This window comes from Pseudarthrobacter sp. KH_020_B (assembly GCF_057840185.1).
In genome coordinates, this window is record NZ_CM174506.1 from 372200 (window position 1) to 398691 (window position 26492).

30 protein-coding genes are annotated in these 26492 nt (G+C 63.5%); 12 read left to right on the forward strand and 18 right to left on the reverse strand.

Annotated features, from left to right (window positions below; genetic code table 11):
- Nucleotides 1-8 precede the first annotated feature (8 nt).
- Entirely contained in the window at nt 9-356 is a 348-nt protein-coding gene (locus AC3IT0_RS01780) for a hypothetical protein (protein WP_489322117.1), read from the forward strand.
- A 914-nt stretch (nt 357-1270) separates the two neighbouring features.
- On the opposite strand, the gene AC3IT0_RS01785 is transcribed toward AC3IT0_RS01780, so the two are convergent.
- The 7 genes from AC3IT0_RS01785 to AC3IT0_RS01815 all read right to left on the reverse strand — a co-directional run bounded on the left by AC3IT0_RS01785 (nt 1271) and on the right by AC3IT0_RS01815 (nt 7512).
- Entirely contained in the window at nt 1271-1555 is a 285-nt protein-coding gene (locus AC3IT0_RS01785) for a hypothetical protein (RefSeq protein ID WP_489322118.1), read from the reverse strand.
- A gap of 255 nt (nt 1556-1810) precedes the next feature.
- The gene (locus AC3IT0_RS01790) at nt 1811-2554 is read right to left on the reverse strand and encodes a DUF8175 domain-containg protein (RefSeq protein WP_489322119.1); all 744 of its coding nucleotides are present in this window, start codon (nt 2552-2554) and stop codon (nt 1811-1813) included.
- Nucleotides 2555-2620: 66 nt separating this feature from the next.
- Nucleotides 2621-3034 carry a hypothetical protein gene (locus tag AC3IT0_RS01795; RefSeq protein WP_489322120.1) on the reverse strand — a complete coding sequence of 138 codons (414 nt, stop codon included), beginning with the start codon at nt 3032-3034 and terminating at the stop codon, nt 2621-2623.
- Between the two features lie 128 nt (nt 3035-3162).
- On the reverse strand, nt 3163-4233 hold the full coding sequence (locus tag AC3IT0_RS01800) for a peptidoglycan D,D-transpeptidase FtsI family protein (RefSeq protein WP_489322121.1): 1071 nt from the start codon (nt 4231-4233) through the stop codon (nt 3163-3165).
- 236 nt (nt 4234-4469) lie between these two features.
- Entirely contained in the window at nt 4470-6089 is a 1620-nt protein-coding gene (locus AC3IT0_RS01805) for an ABC transporter permease (protein WP_489322122.1), read from the reverse strand.
- Nucleotides 6089-7042, reverse strand: coding sequence for an ABC transporter ATP-binding protein (locus tag AC3IT0_RS01810; RefSeq protein ID WP_489322123.1), 954 nt, complete (start codon nt 7040-7042; stop codon nt 6089-6091). The genes AC3IT0_RS01805 and AC3IT0_RS01810 overlap by 1 nt, the downstream gene beginning before the upstream one ends.
- Nucleotides 7043-7296: 254 nt before the next feature.
- The gene (locus tag AC3IT0_RS01815; protein ID WP_489322124.1) at nt 7297-7512 is read right to left on the reverse strand and encodes a hypothetical protein; all 216 of its coding nucleotides are present in this window, start codon (nt 7510-7512) and stop codon (nt 7297-7299) included.
- A 303-nt stretch (nt 7513-7815) separates the two neighbouring features.
- Between AC3IT0_RS01815 and AC3IT0_RS01820 the strand changes: the two genes are divergently transcribed.
- Complete coding sequence (locus AC3IT0_RS01820; protein ID WP_489322125.1) at nt 7816-8412, forward strand: hypothetical protein; 597 nt, start codon at nt 7816-7818, stop codon at nt 8410-8412.
- Nucleotides 8413-9375: 963 nt separating this feature from the next.
- Entirely contained in the window at nt 9376-9633 is a 258-nt protein-coding gene (locus tag AC3IT0_RS01825) for an RNA polymerase sigma factor (protein WP_489322126.1), read from the forward strand.
- Here AC3IT0_RS01825 and AC3IT0_RS01830 read toward each other — a convergent pair.
- The 4 genes from AC3IT0_RS01830 to AC3IT0_RS01845 form a co-directional block, all read right to left on the reverse strand.
- Nucleotides 9630-10016 carry a hypothetical protein gene (locus tag AC3IT0_RS01830; RefSeq protein WP_489322127.1) on the reverse strand — a complete coding sequence of 129 codons (387 nt, stop codon included), beginning with the start codon at nt 10014-10016 and terminating at the stop codon, nt 9630-9632. The two genes, AC3IT0_RS01825 and AC3IT0_RS01830, sit on opposite strands and share 4 nt — an antisense overlap.
- A complete protein-coding gene (locus AC3IT0_RS01835; protein WP_489322128.1) occupies nt 10013-10495 on the reverse strand; it encodes a PxKF domain-containing protein in 483 nt (160 codons plus the stop codon). The genes AC3IT0_RS01830 and AC3IT0_RS01835 overlap by 4 nt, the downstream gene beginning before the upstream one ends.
- Before the next feature lie 483 nt (nt 10496-10978).
- Nucleotides 10979-11791 (reverse strand): ExeA family protein, encoded by an 813-nt coding sequence (locus AC3IT0_RS01840; RefSeq protein WP_489322129.1) that lies wholly within the window; start codon nt 11789-11791, stop codon nt 10979-10981.
- Entirely contained in the window at nt 11788-12600 is an 813-nt protein-coding gene (locus AC3IT0_RS01845) for a Mu transposase C-terminal domain-containing protein (protein WP_489322130.1), read from the reverse strand. Before AC3IT0_RS01845 ends, AC3IT0_RS01840 begins: the two co-directional genes overlap by 4 nt.
- Nucleotides 12601-12741: 141 nt before the next feature.
- Between AC3IT0_RS01845 and AC3IT0_RS01850 the strand changes: the two genes are divergently transcribed.
- From AC3IT0_RS01850 to AC3IT0_RS01860, 3 genes are read left to right on the forward strand one after another with little or no spacing between them, the layout of a single operon-like run.
- The gene (locus AC3IT0_RS01850; protein ID WP_489321640.1) at nt 12742-13959 is read left to right on the forward strand and encodes a site-specific integrase; all 1218 of its coding nucleotides are present in this window, start codon (nt 12742-12744) and stop codon (nt 13957-13959) included.
- Complete coding sequence (locus tag AC3IT0_RS01855) at nt 13959-14879, forward strand: tyrosine-type recombinase/integrase (RefSeq protein ID WP_489321639.1); 921 nt, start codon at nt 13959-13961, stop codon at nt 14877-14879. Before AC3IT0_RS01850 ends, AC3IT0_RS01855 begins: the two co-directional genes overlap by 1 nt.
- The gene (locus tag AC3IT0_RS01860; RefSeq protein ID WP_489321638.1) at nt 14876-15865 is read left to right on the forward strand and encodes a tyrosine-type recombinase/integrase; all 990 of its coding nucleotides are present in this window, start codon (nt 14876-14878) and stop codon (nt 15863-15865) included. The genes AC3IT0_RS01855 and AC3IT0_RS01860 overlap by 4 nt, the downstream gene beginning before the upstream one ends.
- A 23-nt stretch (nt 15866-15888) precedes the next feature.
- Here the strand turns inward: AC3IT0_RS01860 and AC3IT0_RS01865 are convergent, their stop codons facing one another.
- Together AC3IT0_RS01865 and AC3IT0_RS01870 are read right to left on the reverse strand one after the other, a co-directional pair.
- Nucleotides 15889-16623 carry a DDE-type integrase/transposase/recombinase gene (locus AC3IT0_RS01865; protein WP_489322131.1) on the reverse strand — a complete coding sequence of 245 codons (735 nt, stop codon included), beginning with the start codon at nt 16621-16623 and terminating at the stop codon, nt 15889-15891.
- 48 nt (nt 16624-16671) lie between these two features.
- Nucleotides 16672-17337, reverse strand: a complete 666-nt coding sequence (locus tag AC3IT0_RS01870) for a hypothetical protein (RefSeq protein WP_489322132.1) — start codon at nt 17335-17337, stop codon at nt 16672-16674.
- A gap of 32 nt (nt 17338-17369) precedes the next feature.
- Here AC3IT0_RS01870 and AC3IT0_RS01875 point away from each other — a divergent pair, with 32 nt between their 5' ends.
- Both AC3IT0_RS01875 and AC3IT0_RS01880 read left to right on the forward strand, forming a co-directional pair.
- Nucleotides 17370-17519, forward strand: coding sequence for a hypothetical protein (locus AC3IT0_RS01875; protein WP_489322133.1), 150 nt, complete (start codon nt 17370-17372; stop codon nt 17517-17519).
- A gap of 217 nt (nt 17520-17736) precedes the next feature.
- The gene (locus AC3IT0_RS01880; protein ID WP_489322134.1) at nt 17737-18051 is read left to right on the forward strand and encodes a PASTA domain-containing protein; all 315 of its coding nucleotides are present in this window, start codon (nt 17737-17739) and stop codon (nt 18049-18051) included.
- 739 nt (nt 18052-18790) lie between these two features.
- Here AC3IT0_RS01880 and AC3IT0_RS01885 read toward each other — a convergent pair.
- On the reverse strand, nt 18791-19954 hold the full coding sequence (locus AC3IT0_RS01885) for a DUF8462 domain-containing protein (RefSeq protein ID WP_489322135.1): 1164 nt from the start codon (nt 19952-19954) through the stop codon (nt 18791-18793).
- Between the two features lie 122 nt (nt 19955-20076).
- Complete coding sequence (locus tag AC3IT0_RS01890) at nt 20077-20514, reverse strand: VOC family protein (protein ID WP_489322136.1); 438 nt, start codon at nt 20512-20514, stop codon at nt 20077-20079.
- 160 nt (nt 20515-20674) lie between these two features.
- Here AC3IT0_RS01890 and AC3IT0_RS01895 point away from each other — a divergent pair, with 160 nt between their 5' ends.
- Entirely contained in the window at nt 20675-20908 is a 234-nt protein-coding gene (locus tag AC3IT0_RS01895) for a hypothetical protein (RefSeq protein ID WP_489322137.1), read from the forward strand.
- 217 nt (nt 20909-21125) lie between these two features.
- Here the strand turns inward: AC3IT0_RS01895 and AC3IT0_RS01900 are convergent, their stop codons facing one another.
- Complete coding sequence (locus AC3IT0_RS01900) at nt 21126-21353, reverse strand: hypothetical protein (protein WP_489322138.1); 228 nt, start codon at nt 21351-21353, stop codon at nt 21126-21128.
- 3 nt (nt 21354-21356) lie between these two features.
- Nucleotides 21357-21866 carry a prevent-host-death protein gene (locus AC3IT0_RS01905; protein WP_489322139.1) on the reverse strand — a complete coding sequence of 170 codons (510 nt, stop codon included), beginning with the start codon at nt 21864-21866 and terminating at the stop codon, nt 21357-21359.
- Nucleotides 21867-22190: 324 nt separating this feature from the next.
- Here AC3IT0_RS01905 and AC3IT0_RS01910 point away from each other — a divergent pair, with 324 nt between their 5' ends.
- From AC3IT0_RS01910 to AC3IT0_RS01920, 3 genes are all read left to right on the forward strand, one after another.
- Nucleotides 22191-22556 (forward strand): YciI family protein, encoded by a 366-nt coding sequence (locus AC3IT0_RS01910; RefSeq protein ID WP_489322140.1) that lies wholly within the window; start codon nt 22191-22193, stop codon nt 22554-22556.
- Nucleotides 22557-22820: 264 nt separating this feature from the next.
- On the forward strand, nt 22821-24434 hold the full coding sequence (locus AC3IT0_RS01915; protein WP_489322141.1) for a peptide chain release factor 3: 1614 nt from the start codon (nt 22821-22823) through the stop codon (nt 24432-24434).
- 6 nt (nt 24435-24440) lie between these two features.
- Entirely contained in the window at nt 24441-25670 is a 1230-nt protein-coding gene (locus tag AC3IT0_RS01920) for a beta-ketoacyl-[acyl-carrier-protein] synthase family protein (protein ID WP_489322142.1), read from the forward strand.
- Here AC3IT0_RS01920 and AC3IT0_RS01925 read toward each other — a convergent pair.
- Nucleotides 25657-26460: a helix-turn-helix transcriptional regulator gene (locus AC3IT0_RS01925; protein ID WP_489322143.1), complete on the reverse strand. Its 804-nt coding sequence runs from the start codon at nt 26458-26460 to the stop codon at nt 25657-25659. The genes AC3IT0_RS01920 and AC3IT0_RS01925 overlap by 14 nt on opposite strands.
- Nucleotides 26461-26492: the final 32 nt, after the last annotated feature.

Here is a 26492-nt window from a genome sequence, read left to right on the forward strand (position 1 = left end):
TATGGGAAATGGACACCAGTGCTGTCTCGGGGCCAGAGGAACGCTTCCTCGGGCGATACGCCGCGGGGAGCCAAGCAATGAATCAAGTGTGGCAAGCACCTTATGCCAAGCAATTCGGGCTCACTCTTGCGGCCTTTTGTTCGCTCACTGTATTCCTGATTATGTTCGCATGGCTTTTGGTCTGGGTCTCGGCTGCGCGGGTTGAGGAGACTGGTTATGGTTTTTTCAGCACAGGGGAATCCATCATTATTTATGGTGGTCCGGTTTGCTGGCTCGTCCTTGCAGCCCGTCTGATCATTCTGGTTGCTCGCAGCCAACACACAACCCCATCCGGCACGGCGGGGGTAGTTGCCTAGCCGGTTGCCGAAAACGGCCCTCAAGGATCTGATGGGGTACTCGCTCTAGCCTGGCCAGAATCCTTGTTTCTACACACTCAGGCAAGCGATCTTGTTAGTCCTGACGGGACCCTGAAGCTCCTCCGGGAGAGTCGTCAAGCGACTGCAAATCGTCGGGAGCGCGTGACGGGCTGGGGACGTGTCCCGCAGGGGGATCCTTCATCGGACATCACAGGCGATCACTGGGGCAGTGCCCTGGCCCCCTACGGACGCGCTCTCCTGTCGGCAGCAAATGAATTCTGCAACAAGGGCACGGATGAGGGCGAAGACGAACGGCGACTTGGCACCTTCGAGCGGTGTGGCGCCAGCTAATGTAGCCGTGCTTCGGACCTACATGCCCGGGGGCTACCGACTTTGGACTGATTGTGGTTCAGTTCAGGCATGTCACCACGAGCCAAGCGTGTGTGGGGCCAGTCTGTTACCCCCGCGTCTGAAGAAGTGAAGCGAAGGTTTGGCCGTCTCTCGCGGTACATGCTGATCTTCACACCGATCCTGTTGATCCTGAACTTCTTGCCAATCGATTCGGAACCATGGATCTGGGTCAAAGTGGGCATCCTCTCCACTGGGACTGCCATTCTGCTCGTGTGGGCCATCCGTTTTTCCTTGTGGCAACGCGATGAATATTGGAGGGAACGAGGCCGCGACCCAAAGCACCCAGAACGTTGGCCCGATAGAAAGACTGAGTAAACCCGTACCTCTCATTAGCGACTGAGCAGGAGCACCGCCAAGGGTAGTTGTCTCGAAAGCCAGCCATACAGGACGGCTGGACTCCAACGGTGCGGCGCCCGGTAAAGGATCGGTTAACGGGACCGGCTAAAAGAATATGGTGCACACCGGGCAGGTCTCGAGGCCCGTGGAAACTACAGCCACCTTGGTTAGGAACTGCTCCGCTTCGCGAAAATCCGGCGAGTTAAGAGCATCACGAATCCCGAGAGCGCGGCAATCGCTCCAGCAACAATAAGAATCTGTTCCAAGGGCAATGCCACGGCCAGTTCTGAGTAGAGCTCAGGACTGAGGCGATCAGTCCTGTTCTCAATCGATGCGAAGCGGCTGGTCCGCAGTAACCACGTCGTAACAGATATGGCGGAGCCCGCAATGATCAAGACCATCGCAACGTGCTGGTGGAGTTCGATCTTTTTGGTTGCCTGAGTGTTCAGCATCGAGATATTTTCCCCCTGGGACTTCCTGTCTGATGCAGCCGATCCTAGCTGTGATGGCACAAGCTGCAAGTGGTCGGTGAGAGTTCGTGTGGCAATCCCCCTAATGCGACGCTCTAATCGGAGCTGCCCAGGCGATTGGCGCTGTCGCTTTGCAGGTTCCCGAAACGGGACTGTGGAACCGACGACCCAAGCGGAGTTAGCCCATTTTTCCTCAGATTCAGTGGTCGAGGAAGACGGATCCGGCGCGCGGTCGCTCTAGGGAGTAGGGCTTTCCCATGCTGTGGAGCCGGTGAGGTCTGGAACTTCCTCCCCCATATCGGTCACGACTGTGGTGGGGTCGACGGCCCAGTCATTTCCGGTCCATTCCAGGATTACCAACCCGCGGATAAGTGGATCCTCGGCAGAGACGACTAGCTGTATCTGTGCTCTGTCCTGGTGGTCCATCGTGATCCGATATCCCTTGATCTGTGGAACCGCAGCTGGCGGGGAGGTCGCTTTGTTCCGCAGAACCTCCAACACCGAGCTCTTTTCCGCCGACTCCTTGGCATAGTTGCTGACCATCGCGGCCGTTCCGTCTTGCCAGGCAACCGAAAGCATGTGGGCCGCAGCGATCAGAGCACCGGACAGGTTGTGCGAGAAGCATTTGGCAATTCCATCGGTTCTATCGGCCGGCCCGAATGTCGTCGGGGCAAATGGCACGGTGACTTTCCGGTACATTGCCCACTCCGCTTCAGGGCCGCTCGGAGGAATTGACTGGTCTCCGTCCGGGAGGAAAGGGCAGGTTCTCGTCGACGCCTTTGTAATATCTGCCGTGGGTGCTGATTCGGGGGTGGGAGTCTCAGGAACCTGCGTCACAGTCGGGACCGATGAGGCAGCACTGCCTGGGCCATCTGCAGGGTCGAGACCTTGAATTACGAAGAATAAGATCACCATTGTGAGAAAAACCACTGCTGCCAGAGCAACGCTGCGCTTCTTCCCCCACCACGGCCCGGCAGACATGGATTCTTGTTCCGGCATACAGACCCCCAATTGAGCGCAATGTTTGTTTCGTAAGCGTTTTTCTCCCTACGGCGAAGCCGCCGGAGACTTCGGCGGGCCTGCTGATCCCAGGACCAGCTGCCATTTCGCCTCATGCCAGTCGAGCTCAAATGAGAGGTCACCGCTCTGATCATCTGCTGCCGTGACAATGTAGTTGTCGGGTGCGCCGTGGTGCTCCTGGTACTGAACTTTGTAGCCGGTTGCAGTGAGCCTGCTTGCCTCGGTGATCAGGGCGTCCGCCCCCGCCTCTCGCTCCTGCATGTCAACTAGTGCAAGATCCAGCAGCTTTTGCCGGTCGCCATCCTTTGCAGCCTTGATCACTGTCTCCGCTGTTGAATTGCGCTGTCCCATGTCCGGGTCGAAAGTCCGGTCACAGCCACTGAGAGCCAGACCCAGCGCAGCGAATATTCCGATGAAGACGGCCCATCCACGAGTGCGCATAGTCGTCACCATATCCCTAAGTCGTGAGAGCGAACCGAGTGACGTGCGGGAACGCTGAATGCAGGTTCCAAACACTCGATCCGATCCATGACAAAGTGAACGTTCAGGGCTCGGCTTATGGAATTGTTTCAGTAGTCCTGGGGGAGGCCCACTGATGGTGTGCTGGTGGGCAGCACGTTGTATTTGGCGAGAGCCCTGCTCATGATGTTGTTGAAAACTGGGGCGGTGGAGATTCCGTAGATGTTGCCCTTGGGCCGTTGGACGTTGACCAGGACTACGTATTGGGGATCTTCCATCGGTGCCATTCCAACGAAGGAAGCGGTGTACCCGTCCAGGCCCGCGCCGTTGTCGGCGACTGCTTCTGCCGTGCCCGTCTTGCCGCCAACCCTGTAACCGGGGACCTTGACATCGGTTGCTCCGCCGACGGTCACGACGCTTTCCAGGATGTCCCTGACCTGCTGGGCGGTGCTTTCGCTGATGGCGCGGGTGCCCGGCGCGGCCTGCACCTGGTGTTCGGTGCCGTCGGGGTCGATGTAGGACTCGATCAGTTGGGGTTTCAGGAGCACGCCGTTGTTGGCGATGGCTTGGAAGGCCATGGTCGTTTGCAACGGCGTCTGGGAGACCCCTTGACCGAAGAGGACCGCGAATTCCTGCCGGCCGTCCCAGTCGTCAGGGTGTGCAAGTAGACCGGAGGATTCGCCGGGCAGGGGGATGCCGGTGGCTTCTCCGATGCCGAACTTCTTGAGGTAGTCGTAGCGCTGCTGCTTGGTGAGTTTTTCGCCGACCATCACTGTGCCGGTGTTCATCGAGAAGCCGATGATGCCGGCGAATGTCCGGTTTTCTGTTCCGTGCGGGGAGGCATCGTTGAAGGTTTGGCCGTTTACCGTGTAGCTCGGCGGGATCACGAGGCGGGAGTCGGGCGCGATTAGGCCCTCTTCGATGGCGGCCGCGGCCGTGATGGCTTTTTCCGTTGATCCTGGTTCCACGGCCGCCTGGACTGACCGGGCTCCGCGGTCAGCTTCTGCCGTCGCTGAGGGGTTGTTGGGGTCGACGGTCCGTGTTTCTGCCATGGCCCGGATCTTCCCGGTTTTGGTCTCGATGACGAGGATGTTGGCCCAGTCCGCACTGAGTTTGGTCGCCAGGGTCTCGATGGCGACCTGGGCGGCGTATTGGAGGTCGCTGTCGATGGTGAGTTTCACTGACTGACCGTTGGTCGCGGGGCTAATTTCCAGGGGTGCGGTGGGAATGATGATCCCATCAGCTCCGGTCTGGAACGTCCGCTCCCCGTCTTCTCCCTCCAACGGGTCATTGATCCCATAGCGCAACTCCCCGTTGCTTTTGTTCAGTCGGCGAGACGTCTCATTTTCCAAAGGGTTACGCGACGGATTAGCGGCCCCGCAGGGAAGCGCCGTGCCCCTTCAACCGAGTGGCGTACTTAGACCCTCAGGTCCCGTTTCTTGATCAGGCGGCTGGCTGCAAATGCCATGGCGATGGCCACTGCCGTCATCAGCAGGGCGCCCTCCAGATGGAAGGCTTCAACTGGCATGGCTGAGGAATGCCGGAAGGGGCTGAGGTCCTGAAGCCACACGGGCAGGCTGAGCAGCTCCCCGAATTGCCCCAGGACCAGCGCGGCGGCCAAGGCACTCCAGCCCGCGGGGCTGCTCCAGCGGGGTGCGAGTGCGAACACCAGCACGGTCACGGCAGGGAAGACGAGCGCTGCCGGGATGTGTGCCAGTGCGGCGGCAAACACCATGCCGGGGCTGCTTCCCCCTGCCTCACCCAGGGCGAGCACGACGGCGGCAGAGGCTCCGGCGGCAACGGCAACAGCCGTCGTCGTAATTGCCGCAACGGCGAGGGTGCTGCCCAGCCAGCGGAATCGCGACGCCGGCACAGACAGCAGCAGTTCGGCCCGGCCTTCCGCCTCTTCCGCACTGAGCCGCAGCACCGCCTCGATGCCAGCGGCAGCGGCGAGGATCCCTGCGATGCCCAGCATGGCAGTGGTGAACAGGTCTACCAGTCCCGCGTCGCCTGGAACGATGCGGCTCATCAGTTCCGATACGGACGGGTTTCCTTCCAGTGCGTCGCGGACCACCGGACCCAGACCCCCGGCCACGGCACCCAGCGCAGCAGTGGTGAAGCACCAGCTGGCCAGGCTTCCACGCTGCAGCCGCCATGCCAGGCCCAGCATCGATGCTAGGCCGGCGCCCGCCCGTTCCGCGCCCGACTCATCCGCTGCGATGTAGCTGGCGCCCAGGTCCCTGCCGTTCCGGAGCACCACGGCAACCCCTGCCAGGACAACGGCAACGGCGCCGATAACCAGCAACGGCAGCGTGTCCGTCTCGGTGAAGGGCCGGATGCGCTGGCCCCAACCGATGGGTGAGAACAGTGAGGGCCAGGCAGCGGTAACGTGCAGCAGTGATGGGTCGGCTGTGCCGAGGGCGTCGCCGGCACCGCGGACCAGGTAGGCGCCACCCACCAGCGCTGCGGCTGTCCCGTTGGCGCTCCTGGCGGAGGGCATGACCTGGGCTCCCAGTGCGGCGGCCGCCATGAAGAACAGACCCACGGAGCCAACAGCTGTCCCCGCCAGGAATGATCCTTGGACCGGGAGGCCGACACCGATGAATCCGGCGGCAACGGCCAGGGTAAGGACTACGTTTGCGCAGGTGCCGAGCAACAGGGTTGCGTACAGGGACGTCACCCGGGTGACCTGGGTGGAACCGAGCAGTTCAAACCTGCCCTGGTCCTCATCCGCGCGGGTGTGGCGGACCACCAGGAATGCGCTCATCAGCCCGGCCAGCACCGCAGTGAACGAATAGCCTTGGAAATAGGTAACCGCTCCGGAGCTGATGCCGTCGGGCAGCCCCCGGAGGAAGAGGAACGCCGGGCTGGCTGCAGCCACGGAAATCAGGGTGGCCCGCTCATTGTCCTCGCCAAATTGTGTGGTGACGGCGGTGGCTGCCGCGTAGCCCAGACCCGCAATGCCCAGGATCCAGGCGGCCAGGGTACCGCGGTCCCTGCGAGCCTGGAGCAGGGCCAACCGAAGAACGGCGCGCATCACAGCACCTGGCTCTTCTGGCTCTTGTGGCTGGCCAGCCCTGCATCCTGCACGGCATCCTGCACGCCGTAGTGGCGCATGAACAGCTCCTCCAGGGAAGGGGGCGCAGCCGTGATGCCCGTAATGCCTGCTGTAGCCAACGCCTCCAGGACGTGGCCCAGGTCAGCTGCATCGGCGTCGAACTCTATGGATGTCCCGTCAACGCGCAGGTCATGGATGCCCCGCCACGTGGACAGCACCTCAGCTTTCACCGGCGATGTGACCCGGAAGCGGGTCCGGGTGAGATGCCGGAGCTCGGCCAGGGTCCCGGATTCCACCGCCACTCCGGACCGGATGATGGTCACCCTGTCACAGAGCTGTTCCACCTCGGCCAGGATGTGGCTGGACAGCAGCACGGTGGCCCCGTCCGCGGTCACCCGGCGGACATGACGGCGGAACACGGCGTCCATAACCGGGTCCAGACCAGAGCTTGGTTCATCCAGAAGGTAGAGCCTGGCGGGGCGGGAAAAGGCCGCAATCAGGGCCGTCTTCTGCCTGTTGCCCCTGGAGTAGGTCCGCGCCTTCTTCCGTGGATCGAAGTCGAACTCGTCGATGAGTTGCCGGCGCAGGCTTTCATCCGCGCCGCCGCGCAGCCCGGCCAGCAGGTCGATGACCTCGCCGCCGGTCAGGTTGGGCCAGAGCGTCACGTCCCCGGGGACGTAGGCAACATCCCGGTGGGCCCGCACCGGCTCAGCCCACGGGTCGATGCCGAATACCCGGACCGTACCCGATGTTGGCCGGATCAGGCCCAGGAGGATCCGGAGGGTGGTGGACTTCCCTGCACCGTTGGGCCCCAGGAAACCATGGACCTCGCCCGGCAGCACCGACAGGTCCAGGCCCGCAAGCGCGGCGGTATGCCCAAAGTTCTTTGCGAGGCGTGAGGTGTTGATGACGGGAGATGAGTCTGACTGCATGACGGGATCCGTCCCTTGGTCGCAGCTAACACACCAAGACGGTTGCCATGGCATGCCGCAGGCGTTTCCGCATGCGGGCCGACCAGGCTTCCCGGCTCTCCAGACCACATACTACAAGCGGCATGAAAGGGGCGGAAGAGGCAGTGCCAAGGGGGCAACCGCTGTCCGCGCGGGCCGTCCACTACGCTGCATCGGACACCTGTCAGCGCAGCGGGCGAGCAGTAGCCTCTAACCCGGGATTGCGGCGTCTCCCGCTACCAAACACGGGAGCGGGACGTGCCCAAAGGAATCAGCTGGCCGTCTCGGCTCTTCGTCGTGGCGACAGCCTCGATCCAGTCCACAGCCTCATCGGATAGGTGGGGACCATCTTTTTCGCCGGCCCACCACTCAGGGTCAGTCGTGCCGCCCGTGGCCGCCATGTCCGCGAGGACATGCGGTGCCAGCGGTTCGCCGTTGCTGCCGGCCGGCACCGGCCGCGTTCTGCCCCTTGGATGGTATCGAACGCGACATATAGCGCCGCAAAAAGACCGCCATTTATCGCAGAAAATCACAAACGCAGCGATCGTGATCCGGAAATTTTGGGTGGCGCTTGCGCCGCTGGACGACCGGCTTACGGGACGTTATGCGAACTGCCGTTTTTCGGGAGGCCGAGATAGCGAATGCAAAGTGTCAGCAGCCTTCTCGCTGATGCTGAAGGGTAATAAGGTTTGTCCATTCACCAGGCGGAGCCCACCTACTCACCGGAGTTTGTCCTGTTCAGACAGGAACTAACCGTGCAACACTTCAGCATGAACGATCCAAGAAGCCGGATTCTGCCCCTCCTTCGCCAGGGCGAACGGCTCCTATGGGTTGGTCAACCTGATCCTAAGGTTCGCTTCACAGGCGCTGATGCGTTTCTCGTGCCTTTCAGCATCCTCTGGGGTGGATTTGCGGTCGTATGGGAACTCATGGTCATAACCAGAAGCGAGTCACCCTTGTTCGTTATTTGGGGAATTCCGTTCGTCCTGGTGGGCCTGTACTTTATTTTCGGCCGTTTCATCGCCAAAAAAAGGCGGAAGGTCGCCACAGCCTACGGACTCACAGATAGTCGGGCGATCGTTTGCACAGGGAACAGAGCAGTTGCTGATACTCCCGTTAGGGCTACGCCGACCAAGGTGGACAGATCGAAGGACGGCCAACATGTGAGTGTGACTTTCGGGTATCAGGGCGCCATGGGCCTTTTCGGTATGTATCAGAACACGGGGTTGGACTTCTTTAGCTTTGGCCTGGGACAGAACGTAGCCTTTTTTGACGTCCCAGACGCCGACGGCCTGCTGTTGGCTTTGGACCAGGTCCAGGCCGGGCGGGGTGCAGCCGATCCATCCAGCTAGAGCACGACCATTCCGTAGGGGGTTCCGTCAACGGGACGAGACCACGCTGATCGAGGGGGACGATAGCCGACAGAAACTGAAAAGCTCCGAGCGTATGCTTTTGGGCATGACGCAGGCAGGCGTCATCGAAAAACTTCTGCAGCCGCTTCCAGCCGGGATGCCCCGGCAATATGCCCAGTACAAGTCGGGATCCTCTGCGCCCCCGGGTGAGTATGTCAACCTGATTCGGGACCACTGAGACGGCCTGGTCCAGGACAACCCCAAGACCGTGCCGGCGTGACACCGTGCTCATCGGCTTTCCTGATCGCAAATTCGAGTGCCGGTCTTGAGATCCCGTTTGAGGAAACCCGCCCGGGCGGGAAATTGACCCTCGACTCGTGCGCACGAGAAGCGTGTGTCACGGCGAGGATCGAGTATTCGGACTGAGAAATTTGCGAGCTCAGCCTGACATCAAGCAGTCGACAGGTCGGCGGGCTCTGATCAGTCTCCTGTTTCCGGGTTCGATCCTGACTGGGGGTTATGCCTACCAGCCTGCTGTCGCGTCCTGCCCAGAATGGTCATCAGGGCTCGGACAAATATGTAGATAGCGCCGATTACCAATAGGACGTAGGCAGCTACGCGGAATGCGGGCGCACCGGAGGCTACGTCCATTATGCCCAGTGTCAGAAAGAGCAGGACGCCGACTCCGCCCCAAATGAGCGAGATGCGGGGGTAGTCGAGCGGTTTCATAGGGGCATCGCTTTCAATGCGTCGCTGGCGCGGTGTCACCGGGTGTTGACACATTCTGTGCCTCACCGGCTCGGTCTGCAATGGGTACCAGCTGAGCGGCTAGGTCTGCCCGTTAGGGGTTCCCCAAACGGAACCAACCGGGCGTGTCACACCCCGAGCGTTTGCGATCTAGAGGAATCAGAAAATTTTCCCGCCTTTGTGAAACCTTTTGGGCGTTCCCGGACAATACAGTGCATGGGGAACGATGAAGCCGAGGACGGCGGGCTGTGGGCGAGAAGACTTGAAGGTGAGGGCGAAGCTTTCGGGTTGCTGTTTAACCGCCACCGAGACCGCGTCTTCCGCCACGCGTACCGGCTGTCCGGGGAGCGGCATGACGCCGAAGACATCATGTCCACGGCGTTCCTAGAATTGTGGCGCCGCCGGCTAAAGGTGCGTCCCGTTGAGGGTTCTGTTCTGCCCTGGCTGCTCGTCACAACGACGAACGTTGGCTAGGGCCGCGGTTTGGCGAGAACACCTCCGAGGAGCCCCGCGAATGCGGCGGGGAGGGCGATGATTGCGGCCATGTGGGACACGAGGCCGTCCGGTAGGATTAGCGCAGCCCCGCCTACAAAAACGGTCGGCGCCCCGACACTGAGGGTCACCCACCGGGGATTACGCTGTGCGTGGGACCAGAAGGCAGCCCCGAACGACAATAGCGATCCGGCGTAGATAAACAGTCTGCCTGTAGCGGCCCGCTGTTCCAGCTGGGGTGTGGAGACGAACAAGAACGACATCTTCAGGCCAACAACCATCAGGACGATGAAGGCAAGGATGAGTAGAGCCCAGAGCACGATTCCCGCGCTCCAGCGAAGATGCATCGACGACTGCTTCTTCACCTGATAAACCTGAACGTGGACTGGTGAACGCTACCGTCATCCAGGGCCATGTTGAAGGTCCGGCAGGTGCCCGACCAGGCACTGTCCGCTTTCCAGACGTAGTTGTACGTCTGGTTTGACGGGTCGTAGCTCAGGGTCCCGGCGCCAGCTGTCGAGGTTTCCTGAACTGCGCTGACCGGTGTATTTGTCGGGCATTCCACCCGCACCGAGGTGGGGGAGCCTGCCTGGATGATGCCGAGCCCGTAATCCCCGCCCAGGCTGAACTTCATGGGAACGGCCCGGCCGGCCTTGACTTCACTGACTGCGGGGGCGGCGGCTACGGGCTGGAAGAAGCCGGCAAAGTCATACTTGGAGATTGTCACCGTGTGATCCGCCGCGGCGAATGCCTCTCCGCCCTTGCCATCCCTGATGGCGAGAGTGATCAGATAAGTTCCGGCCGTGGTGTACGTGTGCGTACCGAGCATTGCTCTCTCCCCCATTGAAGAACCACGATGAGCGTCAGGTTAACATCGGCGAGGCAAACAGATCCATGGTTTCTCCAGCAATTGTGCATATCCTGCGGAGAAATTGAGGAAGGCTGCTGATGTCTCGCATCACCTCAGTGTCACGGCTGCCATCTTTGGCGCATGTGGTGAATCCACCGAAGGCACCGTCGCGCTGGCCTGGGTCGGTGGTGACCTATCGTTGCATCCGGAACCGGCGGGTCGGAAGGTGGGGCCATCCTTATTTGCAAAAGTGGGGCCATTTCCAGTTGACAATCTCACCGTGGCCTTGTGGTGTCCGTTTAGCGTTCGCGTCCGGGCAGTCGAGTGGGACGGTGTTAGGCGTCGCGTCATTTGACGATGGCCGCGTCGGTTTTTGTGACGATGGGCCGGGCACGAAAGCGCCCCGCGGGTTGTTTCCGGCGGGGCGTTCGTCGTCGGCCTGACGTGGTGGCCGTCATTGGTGACGGCGGTTTTTCCCTACTCGCTGTTCTCGGTGATCGCGGATTGGGCGGCGGAGAGGTCCACGATGGCTTTGTTGCCGGCGTAGGTCGCGATCAGGGCGGAGACGGCGAGGTTGTTGACCGACCTTGGGTAGCCGCGTGATGCTTGGTGGATCGCGGCGACGGCGTCGTCGGAGAACAGGGTGTCGGATCTGCCGGCGAATTTGAGGTGGTGGCGGATGTAGTCCGCTGTCTCGGCCAGGTCCATGCCGTTGATCGCGAACCTGGTGGAGATCCTTTGGTCCAGGGCGGCCAGGACGGCGAGTTTGAGTCGGCGGCGCAGGGTGGGCTGGCCGACGAGCAGCAGCGCGAAGTGGCTGCCGGTGTCCATCCCGGTATTGGTGAGCATCCGCAGGGACTCCAGCTCGGTGTTGCCGAGCAGGTGCGCCTCGTCGATCACGACCACGGGCAGGCGGGCGCGTTCGTCCAGTTCCCCGGCGAGCAGGGACGCGGTCTGGTGCGCGAGGACTCCGGAGTAGAACGCTGGCTGCCCGCCCAGGGCGGTGACGATCTGGGACTGGATGCCGCGCATGCCGATCGTGGGGTCCGCGATGTAGATGACCTGGTGGCGGGATGCTTCGAGTTGTGCCAGGGCCGCTCTGACGGCGACGGTCTTGCCGGCGCCGACCTCGCCGGTGACCACGCCCATCTGGCGCTGGGCGACGCACCATTGGATCCGGGCGACCGCCTCGCGGTGCCCGGGGTGCGGGTGCAGGGCCTGGACCGGGATGGAGCGGCCGAAGGGCATGGCTGTGAAGCCGTAGTGGGATTGCAGGTTTGAGATGCTCATTGGGGTCCTCCCTTGGTTCCGGTCGCGCCGGCGCCGGTGGCCATTTTCTCGAAGCTGATCGGGGCGCCGGTCAGGGTGGTTTTGTGGCGGGTTTCGACCAGGCGCAGGTAGTCGATCCCGGAGGCGGCGTTCCTCGCACCGGTGTCGGCGTCTTTGGCGGCGTTGACGGCCTTGGGGTGGACGTGTCGGCGGATCTCGAGCAGGACCGCTTCCCCGGCAGGGACACCGCCGGCGGCGGTCACGGCGACCGGGCCGGTCAGATCGAACGGGTCATAGACCAGCTCGATGCGGGTGCCGGCCAGCGTGGGGTCGACCTGGTAGGTGTTGCCCTGCAGGGACACGGTCGCGGTCTTGGTGACCTTCCGGGTCACGGACCACCGGAACGCTTCGGCGATCACGTCCGGGTCCCGGCGGTCCGGGCGCCGGTTTTCCCAGCCCGCGTCCCAGCGGGCCAACGGCGTCATCCCGGTGGTGGAGTGAAGGGTGCGGTGGTAGACCATCTGCACCCAGGAGATGAACAAGGCGTTCAGCTCCGCCAACGAGGTGATCGCGGTCCCGTCGGGATCCTCTCCGGGGTTCCGGACCGGGCCGGTGCCCGGAACTGTCGTCTGGATCGGGGCGTCGATCACGGTGATCTCGGAGAGGAACTGGGAGCTCACGGTGTTGAAAAAGCGTTCGATCTTGCCGCGGCCCTGGGGCCGGTAAGGCCTGGAATGGATCAGTCTGATGCCCAGCCTCGCGCAGATCCTGGCCAGGGACGCGTCGACAAAGGCGCTGCCGTTGTCGACATTGTGCCGACGTCGGCACAATGTCGATTATGCCGACCTTCGCGTTATGCCGATGTTTTCTCGTTGTCCCTGTTCAGCGGGGTGAGATTTCGGGAATTGTCGGCATAATCGCGAGGTCTGCGCGATCCTTCTTGCATCGATATCCGGATGAAGGAGGAAGTCATGGCCATGCCTGCAACCAAGGTCAGCAAGGTCCGAATGACGGGGCCGTTGGCCCCGTTCGCGTCTGCTTTCAGATCCAAGTTGAAGGACCTGGGCTACACGCCGTTAACGATCGCCAGTGAACTGAGGATGGTGGCCGACTGGAGCCGCTGGCTTCAGGAACGGTCAATGACAGCTGTGGATGTGACGGGCGGGTGCGTCCGCCAGTTCGTCGCGGCCAGACACTTCGCGGGGCGCATTTCGCCGTATCCGCCCCGCGTTTTCAACACCATGATCGAGGTCCTCGTTGAACAAGGCGTGGTCCAGGCCGAGATCGAGGCGCCTGTGCCGGGATCGCCGATCGATGTGCTCCTGTCCTCGTTCGAGAAGTTCCTGCTCTCCGAGCGGGGACTGGCCCAGTGCACGGCGGCCGCCTACGTGCTGCGGGCCCGCCGATTCCTAGCCCAGCAGACGCCAGCGGGCGCCCTGGCCGATCTGAGGACCAAGGATGTGACCGATGCCGTGCGCACCGAAGCCGCGAAGGTCTCGGTCGGTTCCACCCAGTTCTTCGTAGTGGCCGTGCGCTCGTTCCTGCGCTTTTGTTTCACCGAAGGACTGGTCTCCACCGACCTCTCGGGAGCTGCCCTTGCCATTACCGGACGCCGCCGTTCACCGTTGGCTGCGGGAATCAGCGCCGCGGATGCCCGAAGGCTCCTGGATTCCTGTGACCGGCGGGAAAACGAGGGCCGGCGGGACTATGCCATCCTGGTCATCCTCCTCCGCCTGGGCCTGCGGGCCAGTGAGGTCGCCGCGCTGAGCCTCGAGGACATCGACTGGCGCGCGGGGCTGGTCGTGGTCCATGGAAAGGGCCGCCGTGATGACCGGCTCCCGATCCCCGTTGATGTGGGCCAGGCGATTACCTGCTATCTCCGGCGGGGACGCCCGCGAACCTCTCATCGGGCGGTCTTCCTGCGATCGTTGGCGCCCGTTGAGGCCCTGGGCCGGGGCGGGATCTCGTTGGTTGTGCGCCGAGCCTGCCACCGGGCCGGACTCGCCCCGGTCGGTTCACACCGTCTGCGCCATACCCTGGCCTGTGAGATGGTCAACTCCGGCGTTCCCCTGCCCGAGATCGCCCAGGTGCTCCGGCATGGGAGCCTGACGAGCACCGCCCTCTACGCCCGTCTGGATATTGATGGGCTCCGGGCCCTGGCCCGGCCATGGCCGGGAGGTGAACGGTGATGGGAGAGCTCCTCGGCCATGCCAATGACTACCTCAGACTCCGGCGGGATCTGGGCTACAAGCTCAGGCAGGAAGGCTATGACCTGCCCCGGTTCGTGGCCTTCCTCGAGGCGTCCGGCGCCACCGTGTTAACGAGCGAGTTGGCCATTGCCTGGGCGCGGGACTGCCAGGGCGTCCAGCCCATCACCTGGGCCCACCGGCTCGGCTCTGTCCGCGGGTTCGCTCGCTACTTGAAAAGCATCGACCCTGCAACGGAAATCCCGCCACTGGATGTGTTCGGTGCCCGCCAGCAACGGCCCACCCCATACCTTTGGTCAGCCGAGGAGATTGGTGCCCTGCTGGACGGGGCGGGGCAGCTCCGCCCGGAACTGCGGGCCGTTACGCACGAAACCCTGTTCGGTCTCATTGCCGTGACGGGGATACGGCTCGGGGAAGCGCTCGGGCTCAACCGCGAGGACGTCAACCTCAGCACCGGCGTGCTCACGATCAGGCATGCCAAATTCGAATGGGCAAGGCTGGTTCCGCTGCATCCGAGCACCACGGCAGCTCTGGCCTCCTACGCCCAACGCCGGGACAGGCTCTGCCCCACGCCCCGGACCGCGGCATTCTTCCTCACGCCGGCGGGAACCGGTCTGAGCACAAGCAGCGTTGAGCACACCTTCAACGACATCATGACCGGGATCGGGCTGCGTACCGCCACCGTGAAGCCACGCATCCACGATCTAAGGCACAGTTTCGCCGTCCAAACCCTGATCGATTGGCACCGGGCCGGAGCCGATGTTGGCGCCGGCATGGCTGTTTTGTCGACCTATCTCGGCCATGTCAGCCCAGCGGGGACCTACTGGTACCTCTCAGCCGCCCCGGAACTGATGGTGTTGGCCGCCGAACGGCTGGACCGACGATTCGGGGCGCGGTCATGACCGCGCTGGCCCCCACCCTGCAGGCCTTCTTCACCGACCGGCTCCTTGGCCAGCGTGGCGCCAGCCCCCACACCATTGATGCCTACCGAACGAGCTTCCGGCTCCTGCTCCGCTACGCCAGCGATAAGCTACATAAACCACCCAGCGGACTCGATATCGGCGACCTCGACGCCCCTCTCGTGGCCGCCTTCCTGACCCATCTGGAAGCGGACCGGCACAACAGCGTGCGGACCCGCAACAACCGGTTGGCCGCCATCCATTCGCTCTTCACCTATGCGGCCCTGCGGCACCCGGAGCACGCAGCCTCAATCCAACGTGTGCTCGCTATCGGGCCCAAACGCTTCGACCGGAACCTGGTGACCTTCCTCAACGAAGCCGAGGTCGACGCACTCCTGGACTCGTGCAGCAAGGACACCTGGACCGGGCGGCGCGACCACGCCATGATCCTGCTGGCCATCCAGACCGGGTTGCGGATCTCGGAACTCGCCGGGCTCACCTGCGCCGATGCGTCTCTGGGTGCCGGGGCGAACATCCACTGCATCGGGAAGGGACGGAAAGAGCGGCGCACCCCGCTCGTGCCCTCCACCGTTAGTGTTCTTCGGGCGTGGCTGCGTGAACGCGGAGGGTCGCCTGCGGATCCGCTCTTCCCCGCAAGCACCGGCAGGAAACTCAGCCGTGACGCCATCGAACATCGGATCACCCGTTACGCCGCCACGGCAGGAACAACTTGCCTATCGATGAGGACGAAGCACGTGAGCGCCCACACCCTGCGCCATACGGCGGCCATGCGGCTTCTCCTCGCCGGGGTGGACGTCACGGTCATAGCGCTCTGGCTGGGCCACTCGCAAGTCTCCTCGACCAACGCCTACCTGCACGCGGACATGTCGCAAAAGGAACGAGCCATCGCCCGCGTCACGCCAGCGGACACCGCCCCGGGCCGCTATCGTCCTCCGGACCCGATCCTGGCCTTCCTCGAGGCCCTCTGATTATGCCGACAAATCCGCCCCTCTCACCTCGCTGAACAGGGACAACGAGAAAACGTTGGCATAACGCGAAGGTCGGCATAATCGACATAGGCCGCGTCGGGGATTCCGTGGGTCTGCAGGGCCGGGCGCAGCGCGGCCGAGAGCCTGACGGCGTCTTCGGCGAACGCCCAGCGGGCCGCGGTGACCAGGCGGGAGTGGTCGTCCAGGAACGCGAAGAGGTAGGTTTTCCGGCCTCCGATCCGGGGCCCGTGGAGCCCGTCACCGACCCAGATCTCGTTCGGCCGGGTGGCTTCGAACCGGCCGGTGGCCTGCGCGGGCGTGCCGGTGGGGATGTCCAGGGTGCGGAAGTGGCGCAGCAGCGTCGACTCGGACGGCGCGTCGCCGAGGGTCTCGGCCATGATCCGCCGCACCTGGGCCGCGGTGCGGTGCGGACGCTCCAGCTTCAGCGTCGCTGCCAGTGACAGCACGGTCTCCGGGGTCACCGGGCCGGCGGCCCTTTCCCGCGGCTTGAGTCCGTCGAATCCCTCCCGCTGCCAGGCGCTGATCCACCGGTCCAGGGTCTCCCGGGAGTAGCGCACGGCCTGCCCGGACGGGCCGGTGTGCTCTGCGGCGGCCAGGGCGCGGACCATCGGCCCGCGCTGGCGGGAGGTCAGCGACGTGTCCGCGGCATCGCGGATGAGCTGATAGCGGAACAACGCGATCTTTTCCGCCCGGTCCTTGCGGGCCAGGGGACCGCGGTGCGGCTCGGATTCCGTCATGGGTCATTGTCCTTTTCAAGAGGTCAGGAAACGATGGCCCCGGCAGGATCAGCCGGCGCTCCTCCCACCCTTACCGCCCGGGGAACCAGGCATAAGGGCCAGCTCGTGTTGGACCCGGTCCTGCCATCGGCCGGCGCTGAAGAAGAACGGACCCGCAACGGCGAGCCCTGCCGATTGCCACGCCACGGTGGCGACAGAAAACCGGGCCGCGAGCACGCCCGCATACGCCGCCACCGCAGCCAGCGCCCGGCCGGCCGGTGCCGGGGCCGCCGCGGGCCAGAGTCCGGCCGCGTCCGCGCCGTCACGGTGGGAAAGGGCGGTGAACACTTCGGCGATCGGGCCGGCGGAAGCGGCGAATGCGCGCAGCCAGCCGCGCACCGTGGACGCCGGCCGGCCCAGCCACGCCGCGATCACCCGGTGCCCTGCCCCGCTGGAAGCCTTGGCCTCGATGGCGGAGGCGATCACTTCGGCCGTATCGGCCCGCCGGGCCGCCAGATCCACGCCCAACAGCACATGCGTGGCCGAACAATCCGCGCATCGCCCCCGGCGCGGACGCCCGCGCACCAGGGCCAGGTCCGTGCCGGTGCCGTGCCGGATCAGCCGTTCCCGTGCCCAGCCCCACGGCCGCAGCCTGCCCCTGCACCCCGGACAGGCCAACCGCCCGCCAGCCAGATCCCACTCGACAGAGACAGCCTCATGACTTACCGTGAGCATCGGCGCGGCCTTTACGCGTCAGAACGGCCGGCGTGGACCTTCGAAACCTCACGCCGGGCCGTTCGCCTTATCCGGACATCGTCAGCCTGACGCCGCCGACGGCACTAAATCAAGACACCACCGGAAAAACCTGCATCGTCATCGCCAGAGACGCGCCCACCGCCAAACACCGCGACGCGTAACAGACGGCCATCCACCGACTACCGGGACGACTTCGAGATTCACCCCTTGGTGAGTGTCAATCTGATTTTGAGCTCAGTTTGGCGGTAAATCACAGCCTCAATGGGACCCATGTTAAACGGGGGCCGGTGAGAGTCCCGGCTGAGCCACCGGCCGTATTCTGGTGGGAAGAAGGTTTGGTTCACCGTTCTAGCTGTTCAGGTCAAAGGAGATGCAGAGATGGTTGAACGTCAGACGCTGACTGTTCCCGATCTTGTTGGGCAGCCTGTGCATATTGCACAAGAGACGGCGGCGAACATTGGGTTTGGTCTCGCAGCCGGGAACCCTGACGGGCCGGGGCTCCGTTCGCGTACGTGGCCGGGGCTGTTCTGGGTGACCTCCCAAGATCCTTCCGCAGGGTCGGTCCTTGAACGGGGGAGCCAAATCAGGATTACTTTCGTTCAGGACGGTCAAGCCCGAAGCGACGTGCCGGAGCAGACGGGCGGGCCGACCCCCTCACTTAAGAGTCATGCGGAGCCTGAGAAGGACGAGTGAGAGCAGTTCGAGGGACTTGTGCGCGTCCCGCAGGTCGTTCCCCAAAGGGACGGACGAGTTCTGCGTTCGATAAGGCCAAGGCATGTTCTCTTCCCGCTCCTATGGGAGAGGCGTACGAGATCTTCACATCGTCTGTCGAAGGACAAAGCTAGACTCGGTTCCTACTAACAAGAACAAGGTTGGGGGACCCAAATGAGTACGCCTACGATGCCGGCTCGCACTGAAACTGGTCGGCTGAACAAACTTGCCGTGGCGGCCATCTTCTTATCGGCCATTGCTGCATCTGGAGTCTGGCTATTTGGAGTCGGGGTTCTTGCCGTCTTCGCTGTGGGAGCCGGACACGTTTCGCTCAATCAGATCAAACTAAGAGGCGAAAGGGGTCGGTGGCTGGCAATTGTTGCCCTTGCTATCGGGTACGCGCTTGCAACCCTGGCGCTGTTCAGCACCCTGTCGTATATCCCGGCCGTAGTCCAGCAGTTAACGATGTAACTCGGGCGGGGACCGCGATCAGTACCGGATGTTTGGCCTCATTCACGCGATTCCGGTGAGGACTGTCCCGTTGAGGGTTCCGCAAACGGAACGGCAAAACCGCCATTTCAAGCTGCGATTTAACCGCGAAACGAAGCTAACAGTCACAAGCACCCGCGGAATCCCGGGGCGCCAAGCCGCTCAAAACTCGTTGCATAATTCAAACCTGCCGAAACGGGTCAGGGAGGTGTGAGCGTAGGTCTACTTCCAGTCAGTAGTCCAGGGTGCGGATGAAGGCCGCGAATCCGGGAATCGTGAACTCCAACTCGCCGCGTTCCGCAGCTTGAATGAATCCTTTATCGATTAGTCGTGCTCGGGGCATCGAGAGGCTGGCAGTTGTGACGTTCATCTGGTGTGCGACGTCGGATCGCTTAACAGAGGCGTCGCCGAGTGCGGCCATTGCCGACATCAGCCCGCGCTCCTGTGGAGCGGCGTTCGCCCATCGCGCGCGGAAAAGAGCCTCAAGGTCGACCTTCATGGCCTCGCCTCCGTGCCGAACGTGGTCGAGGCTGATCGTGGCTCCGGGATCCGGCCTACCGGCGGCGGACCAGGAAGCGTCAGCAATAAGCTGAACCGAATATGGGTATCCACGGGCAATCTCCAGAGCTTCGTGCAGTGCATCGGGCTGCCAAGTCACACCGATTTTCCGTGCGGGTACGCTGATGGCGATCTCCTCGGCTTCGGGGGTGAGGATTTGCAGGGGTCGGTAGGCGATGCGCTCAGTGAAGGTGACCACGGAGGAGATTTTCTCGGGTGCGTCCGGCAGACCGGCAGCAAAGACCGCGGCCGGCACGTCGGCACCTTCGGCTTGGAGATGCTGCCAGGCGTAGGCGAGGGTGCGCAGGCCGGCTGGGTCGGCTGCTTGGATCTCGTCGATGAGGAGGATCAGCCCGGTGTTCTCATCGGATCCGGCTGCTGTCCGGATGACATTTTCGAATTCGCGGACCCCGACGGGTGCCGTCTCGACCGGCTGGCGGCGGATCGTCGCGTCCGCCTTGGCGATTCCGGGGATCCCGACGCTGACGGTCAGGGCTTCGAGCATCTTGTGGAGTTTGGTGCGGGTTTCACCGCGCCAGGTCTGCGTGTCTTGGCGGATTGCTGAGGCAATCTGTGCAATGAGGCCGACGTCCTCTCCCGCGGTCACCCACACGGCGAGCACACCGCGTTCCTTGGCTCGAATTTGGTACTGGCGTAACAAGGAGGTCTTGCCGAGCCCTCGCGGAGCGTGGTCAACTCGGATGCGACCGATGAAACGGTGCAGGTCAACCAGGTAGGAGAGGCGTTCATCGAACTCGGCGATTTGGGGTCGCCCGGCCCGGTACTGTGGTGGCGACTTCGCCTGGCGTGTAGGGACTCGGCTGCATGCTCTCTCCACTTTATCGATTGTTATTTTTGGACGGTTTTATAACAAACAATAACGGCCGGGTCGGTTCGCCTATCGGACAGCCTTGCGGCCCTAAGGCCTAGCAACACAGGTTAGTTGGGCCGATTTGGGTGTCAGTCTTTCTTCAGTTTCTCGGCGAGCATCACGAGGATTCCACTGGGGCCGCGGAGGTACGTGAGCTTGTAGACGTCGCCATAGGTCGCCACCCCACGTAGCGGATGGCATCCGTGCTTCGCAGCTACCTCAAGGGCCCTGTCGATGTCGTCTACCGAGAAGGCCACACGGTGCATGCCAATGTCGTTGGGACGAGTCGGGCTCGACTCGATCGCTTTGGGATGGATGTATTCGAAGAGCTCAATTCGACCATGACCGTCCGGGGTCTGAAGCATCGCAATGTTGGCGTGATTACCATCAAGTCCAACGGCGGTATCAGTCCACTCCCCGCTGACCGTGTCACGGCCGATGACCATAAGTCCGAGATCAGTGAAAAAGGCGATTGCTGCTTCGAGATCGCGAACAGCGATACCCACATTCTCAATTTTGATAGCCATGCGTTGAAAGCTACCAAGGCGGACCGATTACCTCCAGTGGCGAGCCGGGACTCGATTGAACAAGCCCTGGGAGCAATTGGGGGCTGAGGCGCAGCACGCGAACCATCAAGCGCCACGGCGGAATCTGTACATACGACTTCGTCGGTGCAACACTGCGCTGATGAACATCCTCGAGTGGTGGCCTCTGGTCGATGCGGAAACACGCAACTGGCTCATTGAGCACAACGGCGAGCCGCTGCCGCCGCATGTCATCGCCGACATCATGGCGGTTACGGGCGGCACGACCGATTCTGCGTGGTGGGCTGGCGAATCAGTAGACGGTCTCCAGCTTTCCGACGAGGCTGTGGATTGGATCGAGGCTGTCGCCAACGACGAGGAGCCGACTGCCGACTGATATCTTCTGCCGCGTTCCGCTGAGCATTCCCCTACCGGCGCTCGCGCAACACCGTCCCGTGGTCAGAGCTGGCCGTGCTGTTCGTTGATGCGTGATCACTCAACGCTTGGTCTCGTTGGGATGGCTTGTATGGACCTGCTCCAGAAAGACCACTTGATCCACGACGTAGAACCAGATGCGGGCATCTCCCTTGAGGGTGGGCTTGTGCTGCCACCGCTCATGGGTCGCCCCACCACGCTTTCACAACACCCAGCTCACCGCGTAGAGGGTAGTTGAAGGGTGTTATCTGCTCCGGGGTGTGCGTCAGAAAATCCCAGGCATCGACCAAGGGATTCCTGATCGTGGCTTTCAGATCTGTCCAGCCACGCCGCGCCTGGACAGATGTAAACCGAAGTTCGTACTCACTCTTCTTCGTCCTCCGCTCAACCTTCTCACTCTTAGCCATGCTCTACGGACGCTCGACCGCTTCCGAGTCGTCGAGCCACTCCACGGGTTCCTTGCCGAGGCCGGCTGCGATGGCCGTAGCAGTCTCACGCCATGAGGTCAGTTCTGCAATGGCCAGATGAGGCTGATTGGTGGCAAAGGACGCCCTCGCTGCCGCCAGGACGTCATCGGCGCAAGTTTCCTGGTCCGCTGGGCTCAGGGCAAGCATCCACGGGAAGCGGTCGCTCATGCGGTGTGCAAGCGTTCCCTCCGTGCTTGTTGAGACTGCAACGAGCTGGGCTGCAAGTTCCAGTAGTGAAATGCGTGCCGCATCGGCGCTCTCGGACATCAGCACGAGGGACTCGCCGTCACGGCGGGTGACCCGGACAGGGTGGTCTGCCGCTGCTGCAAAAACATCAGCGGAGGAGCGGCTCAGTTCAGAAGACTGGAACGACGTCCGGGTCTTGAAGGGCTGGGGTGTCACTGGGGTTTTGGAAGACTGGAAGGTCTTTCGTGATTCTGTTGCTGCGCTCATGTATCAACACTAAATCAGAACGTGTTCTGAAGTCTATGGGCGCCAAGTGCCGGAGATGACGGTCAACGGTGCTTCCTCCCGTGTCGGGACCTCGAAGTGATCGAAGCATTCGGCGGCCCGTTCCTCGCTTAAGTGGAAGTCGTTCGCGTACCCATCTGCCTCCTGAGGGTTCCTCATATGACGTAACGCGCTGCCCTGGCGCCGTCGTGGAAAGTCGAAAGAACGCCGCAATAATTTGGCAAAATCCACACCTATCGGCGCGTACGTGTTCCGGACTAGAGTGACAGGCAGCCGCCTGAACCGACACCCGGCAGGAGAAACGAAATGACACAGTACATGATCTCGGTAGGTCACGACACCGCTGAGGCTCCGACGATGGAAACCATGGATCCCGCCGTGATCCAGCCGATCCTGGACGCGGTCGATGCGTTCAATGACAAGCTCCGCGCCGAGGGCTCCTGGGTATTCGCCGGCGGCCTGCACCCCATCCAGACGGCGACCACGGTCGACAACACCGGCGACGCGCCGGTCGTGACCGATGGGCCGCATGCCCCGGGGAAGGAATACCTCGGCGGTTTTTGGGTCATCGAGGCCAACGGCCTCGATGCCGCACTTGAGTGGGCCAAAGAGGCCTCCAGTGCGTGCGCGGCCCGGGTCGAGGTTCGTGCTTTCCAGGACGCACCCGCCTGAACGGAAACCCGCCCGAGGCAAACACGAAGACCGTAAATTCCGCCCATCACACCTTCGGCACCGGCTGCCGCCATATGGAGCACATGAAGTTGGCCGTGCGGGGTTTCGCAGTCTTGAACTGCTGGTTTCGGGGGCGGCAAGCTGTCACCTTCGGAGCCAGCCCGCCGCTGCGATAAACTTGGAACTTGGCTGTCACAGAGCCATGCTTCCCCTTGAGGCCTGCCGAGCGCCTTGGGGTAACCCCATCGCAGCGAAAGTAGCACCGTGTCCCAAGATGTCCTTAGCCCCGCCCGGGTCAACGAGATTCACAAGCAGGCGGCCCGGCGTCGGACCTTTGCTGTCATTTCGCACCCTGACGCCGGCAAGTCCACCCTCACCGAGGCCCTGGCCCTGCACGCGAAGGTCATCGGCACCGCCGGCGCCTCCAGCGGCAAGGCCAACCGCAAGGAAACCGTCTCGGACTGGATGCAGATGGAGAAGGACCGCGGCATCTCCATCAGTTCCGCGGCGCTGCAGTTCTCCTACCGGGACACGGTCATCAACCTGCTGGACACCCCCGGCCACGCGGACTTCTCCGAGGACACCTACCGCGTCCTGGCCGCCGTCGACTGCGCAGTGATGCTCGTGGACGCCGCCAAGGGCCTGGAAACGCAGACCATGAAGCTGTTCGAGGTCTGCAAGCAGCGCAACCTGCCCATCATCACCGTGATCAACAAGTGGGACCGGCCCGGCCTGGACGCGCTGGCGCTGATGGACGAGCTCACCGAGCGCACCGGCCTGCAGCCCATGCCGCTGACCTGGGCCGTGGGCATCTCCGGCGACTTCCGCGGCGTCTGGGACCTCCGCCAGGACCGCTTTGCCCGCTTCCAGCGCAACAACTCCGGCGCCAGCATCGCACTGACCGAGTACTTCACGCCCGACGAGGCTGCGGAGACTCAGGGCAGCAACTGGACCGACGCCGTGGACGAGGCCGGCCTGGTCATCGAGTCCAACCTCGAATTCGACGTCGAAGCCTTCCATGCAGGCACCGCCACCCCCATCCTGTTCAGCTCCGCCGCCCTGAACTTCGGCGTTAAGGAACTGCTGGACGCCTTGGTGGATTTCGCGCCGCCCGCCGCGCCCCGGCCGGACGTTGAGGGCAGCCCGCGCCCGGTTGAATCGTCCTTCTCCGGCTTTGTCTTCAAGGTCCAGGCCGGCATGAACAAAGCGCACCGCGACCACGTCGCCTTCATCCGTGTCTGTTCCGGCATCTTTGAACGCGGCATGGTGGTCACCCAGACCCGCACCGGAAAGTCCTTCGCCACCAAGTACGCCCAGCAGGTCTTCGGCCGCGAACGCGAGGTCATCGATGAGGCCTACCCCGGCGACGTCGTGGGCCTGGTGAACGCCTCCACACTGCGCGTGGGCGACAGCCTCTTCCTCGAAGGTGCGGTGGAGTACCCGGCCATCCCGCTGTTCGCCCCCGAACACTTCCAGGTGGCCCGGTCCAAGGACCCCAGCAAGTTCAAGCAGTTCCGCCGCGGCATCGAGCAGCTCGAACACGAGGGCGTCATCCAGGTGCTCCGCTCCGACGTCCGCGGCGACCAGGCGCCGGTGCTTGCCGCCGTCGGCCCCATGCAGTTCGAAGTGGTGGAGGACCGCATGGCGCACGACTTCAGCGCGCCCATGCGGCTGGAACGCCTGCCGTACTCCATGGCCAGGATTTCGACGGCGGACGCCATGCCCGCGCTCGCCAACGTGCCCGGCGCTGAGGTTCTGTTGAGGTCCGACGGCGAATACCTCGCCCTGTTCACCGACGTCTGGGCTCTGCGCCGGATTGAGAAGAACCACCCCGACCTGACCCTTGTGCCTATCGGCACCCACAACCCCGCAAAGTAGCGTCCAATGCATGCAGACCAACCCCGCGCACTGATCACCGGCGCCGGCACCAGCAACCCGCTCGGCTCCTCTGTGGCGGAGACCTGGACCGGCCTGCTGGCGGGACAATCCGGCATTGCCGCGCTGGATGAGGCCTGGGCGGAGCAGCTGCCCGTGCGGATGGCCGGGCAGGTCACCGCGGATCTTACGGTGCACCTCACCACGCGCGAGCTGAAGCGGATGGACCGGTGCGGGCAACTGGCGCTGGTGGCTGCCCGCGAAGCGTGGCAGCAGGCAGGGGCGCCCGACGTCGACCCCGAACGGTTCGCCGTGGTGATCGGCTCGGCGTACGGCGGCCTCGGCTCCACCCTCGAACAGGACCGTGCGCTCGCCAGCGGCGGCCCGCGCCGGGTCTCGCCGCACACCCTCACCCGGCTGATGGTCAACGGCCCCGCGGCCTGGGTCTCCATCGACCTCGGCGCCCGCGGCGGAGCCCGGACCCCTGTCAGCGCCTGCGCGTCCGGCGCCGAAGCAATTGTCCAAGGTGCCGAAATGATCCGCTCCGGAGCGGCCGACGTCGTGATTGCCGGCGGAGTGGACGCCTCCGTCAACGACCTCGTGATCACGGGGTTCTCCCAGATCCGGGCACTGTCCACGCGCAACGGCGAACCCCAGCGCGCCTCCCGCCCGTTCGACGGCGGCCGCGACGGTTTTGTCCTCGCGGAAGGCGCCGGCATTGTGGTGCTTGAGAGTGAAGCCCACGCCCGTGCACGCGGCGCCGCCATCCTCGGCGCAGTGGCCGGCGGGGCGGTAACCTCCGATGCCAACGACATCGTGGCCGCGGACCCGGCAATGCAGCGGCGGGTCATGCAGAAGGCCCTGGAGTCAGCCGGAATGCACGCTTCGGAAATCGGCTTCGTTCACGCCCACGCCACGTCCACGCCAGTGGGGGACCGGCTTGAAGCCCAGGCCATCAACGCCATCTTCGGTGCCGAGGTGCCCGTGACCTCCACCAAGGGCCACACCGGCCACCTGCTGGGCGGCGCCGGTGCGCTCGCCACAGTCGTGGTGGTCCAGGCCCTGCAGACCGGCCAGCTCCCGGGAACGGTGAACATCGAGGCGCTTGACCCCGAGGTGAACCTGAACGTCGTGACGGAGAAGGCCCACACGCTGGCGCCCGGTTCCGCCCCCGCCGGCTTCGTCAACGCTTTTGGCTTCGGCGGCCACAGCGTTGCCTTGGTGATTACGGGGAGCTGAGACCGTCCGGCACCGGCGTGTACATCACCAGGTGCAGCTCAGGCGCGTCCGAGGGCACCAGCCGGTGCTGTTCAAAGACCAGTTCGCCCAGCACCGGATGCAGGAACACCCGTTGCCGGGAGGCGAACCGTTCCACGCCACGGTCCGCCCAGAGCTTCGCGAAGTCCGGGCTGGCCTGGCTCAGCCGGCTGATCAGTGCGGTGTGGGCGGCAGATCCGAGCCGTGCGCCTGCCTCTGCCCGGAACTCGGCCACGAAGTGGCGTGATGTCTCTTCCCAGTCGGGCAGCATCTCGCGCAGGTGCGGGTCTGTGAAGATCAGCCACAGCAGGTTCCTGTCGGCCGCGTCCACGGCCGCGATCCGTGAATAGAGGCCGGCGTAGGCCTGGTTCCAGCCGGCGATTCCCCAGTCCGGGGCCACGGCGAAAGCCGGGAAGTCGAGGGCATCGAGGAGCCGCTGCAGGTGTAAAGGGGCTTTTTCGATGATGGCCATGTCCGCGGCAGGCACGGCAGCGTAGCCGCCCAAGGCCAGCAGGTAGGACTGCTCGGCACCTGTCAGGCGAAGCACCCGCGCAATGGCCTCGAGTACCTGGCGGGAGGCGTTGATTTCCCGGCCCTGCTCCAGCCACGTGTACCAGGTGACGCTGACAGCGGCGAACGAGGCCACTTCCTCGCGGCGGAGTCCCTGCGTGCGGCTGCGCCCGATGGGCGGCAGCCCCAGTTCCGCGCGGACCAGGTTCCCGCGCCGGTCGCGCAGGAACTGCCCCAGCTCCTGCCTTCGTTCATCACTCATCCCAGAAATCTAGCACTGCCACTACTAGTACC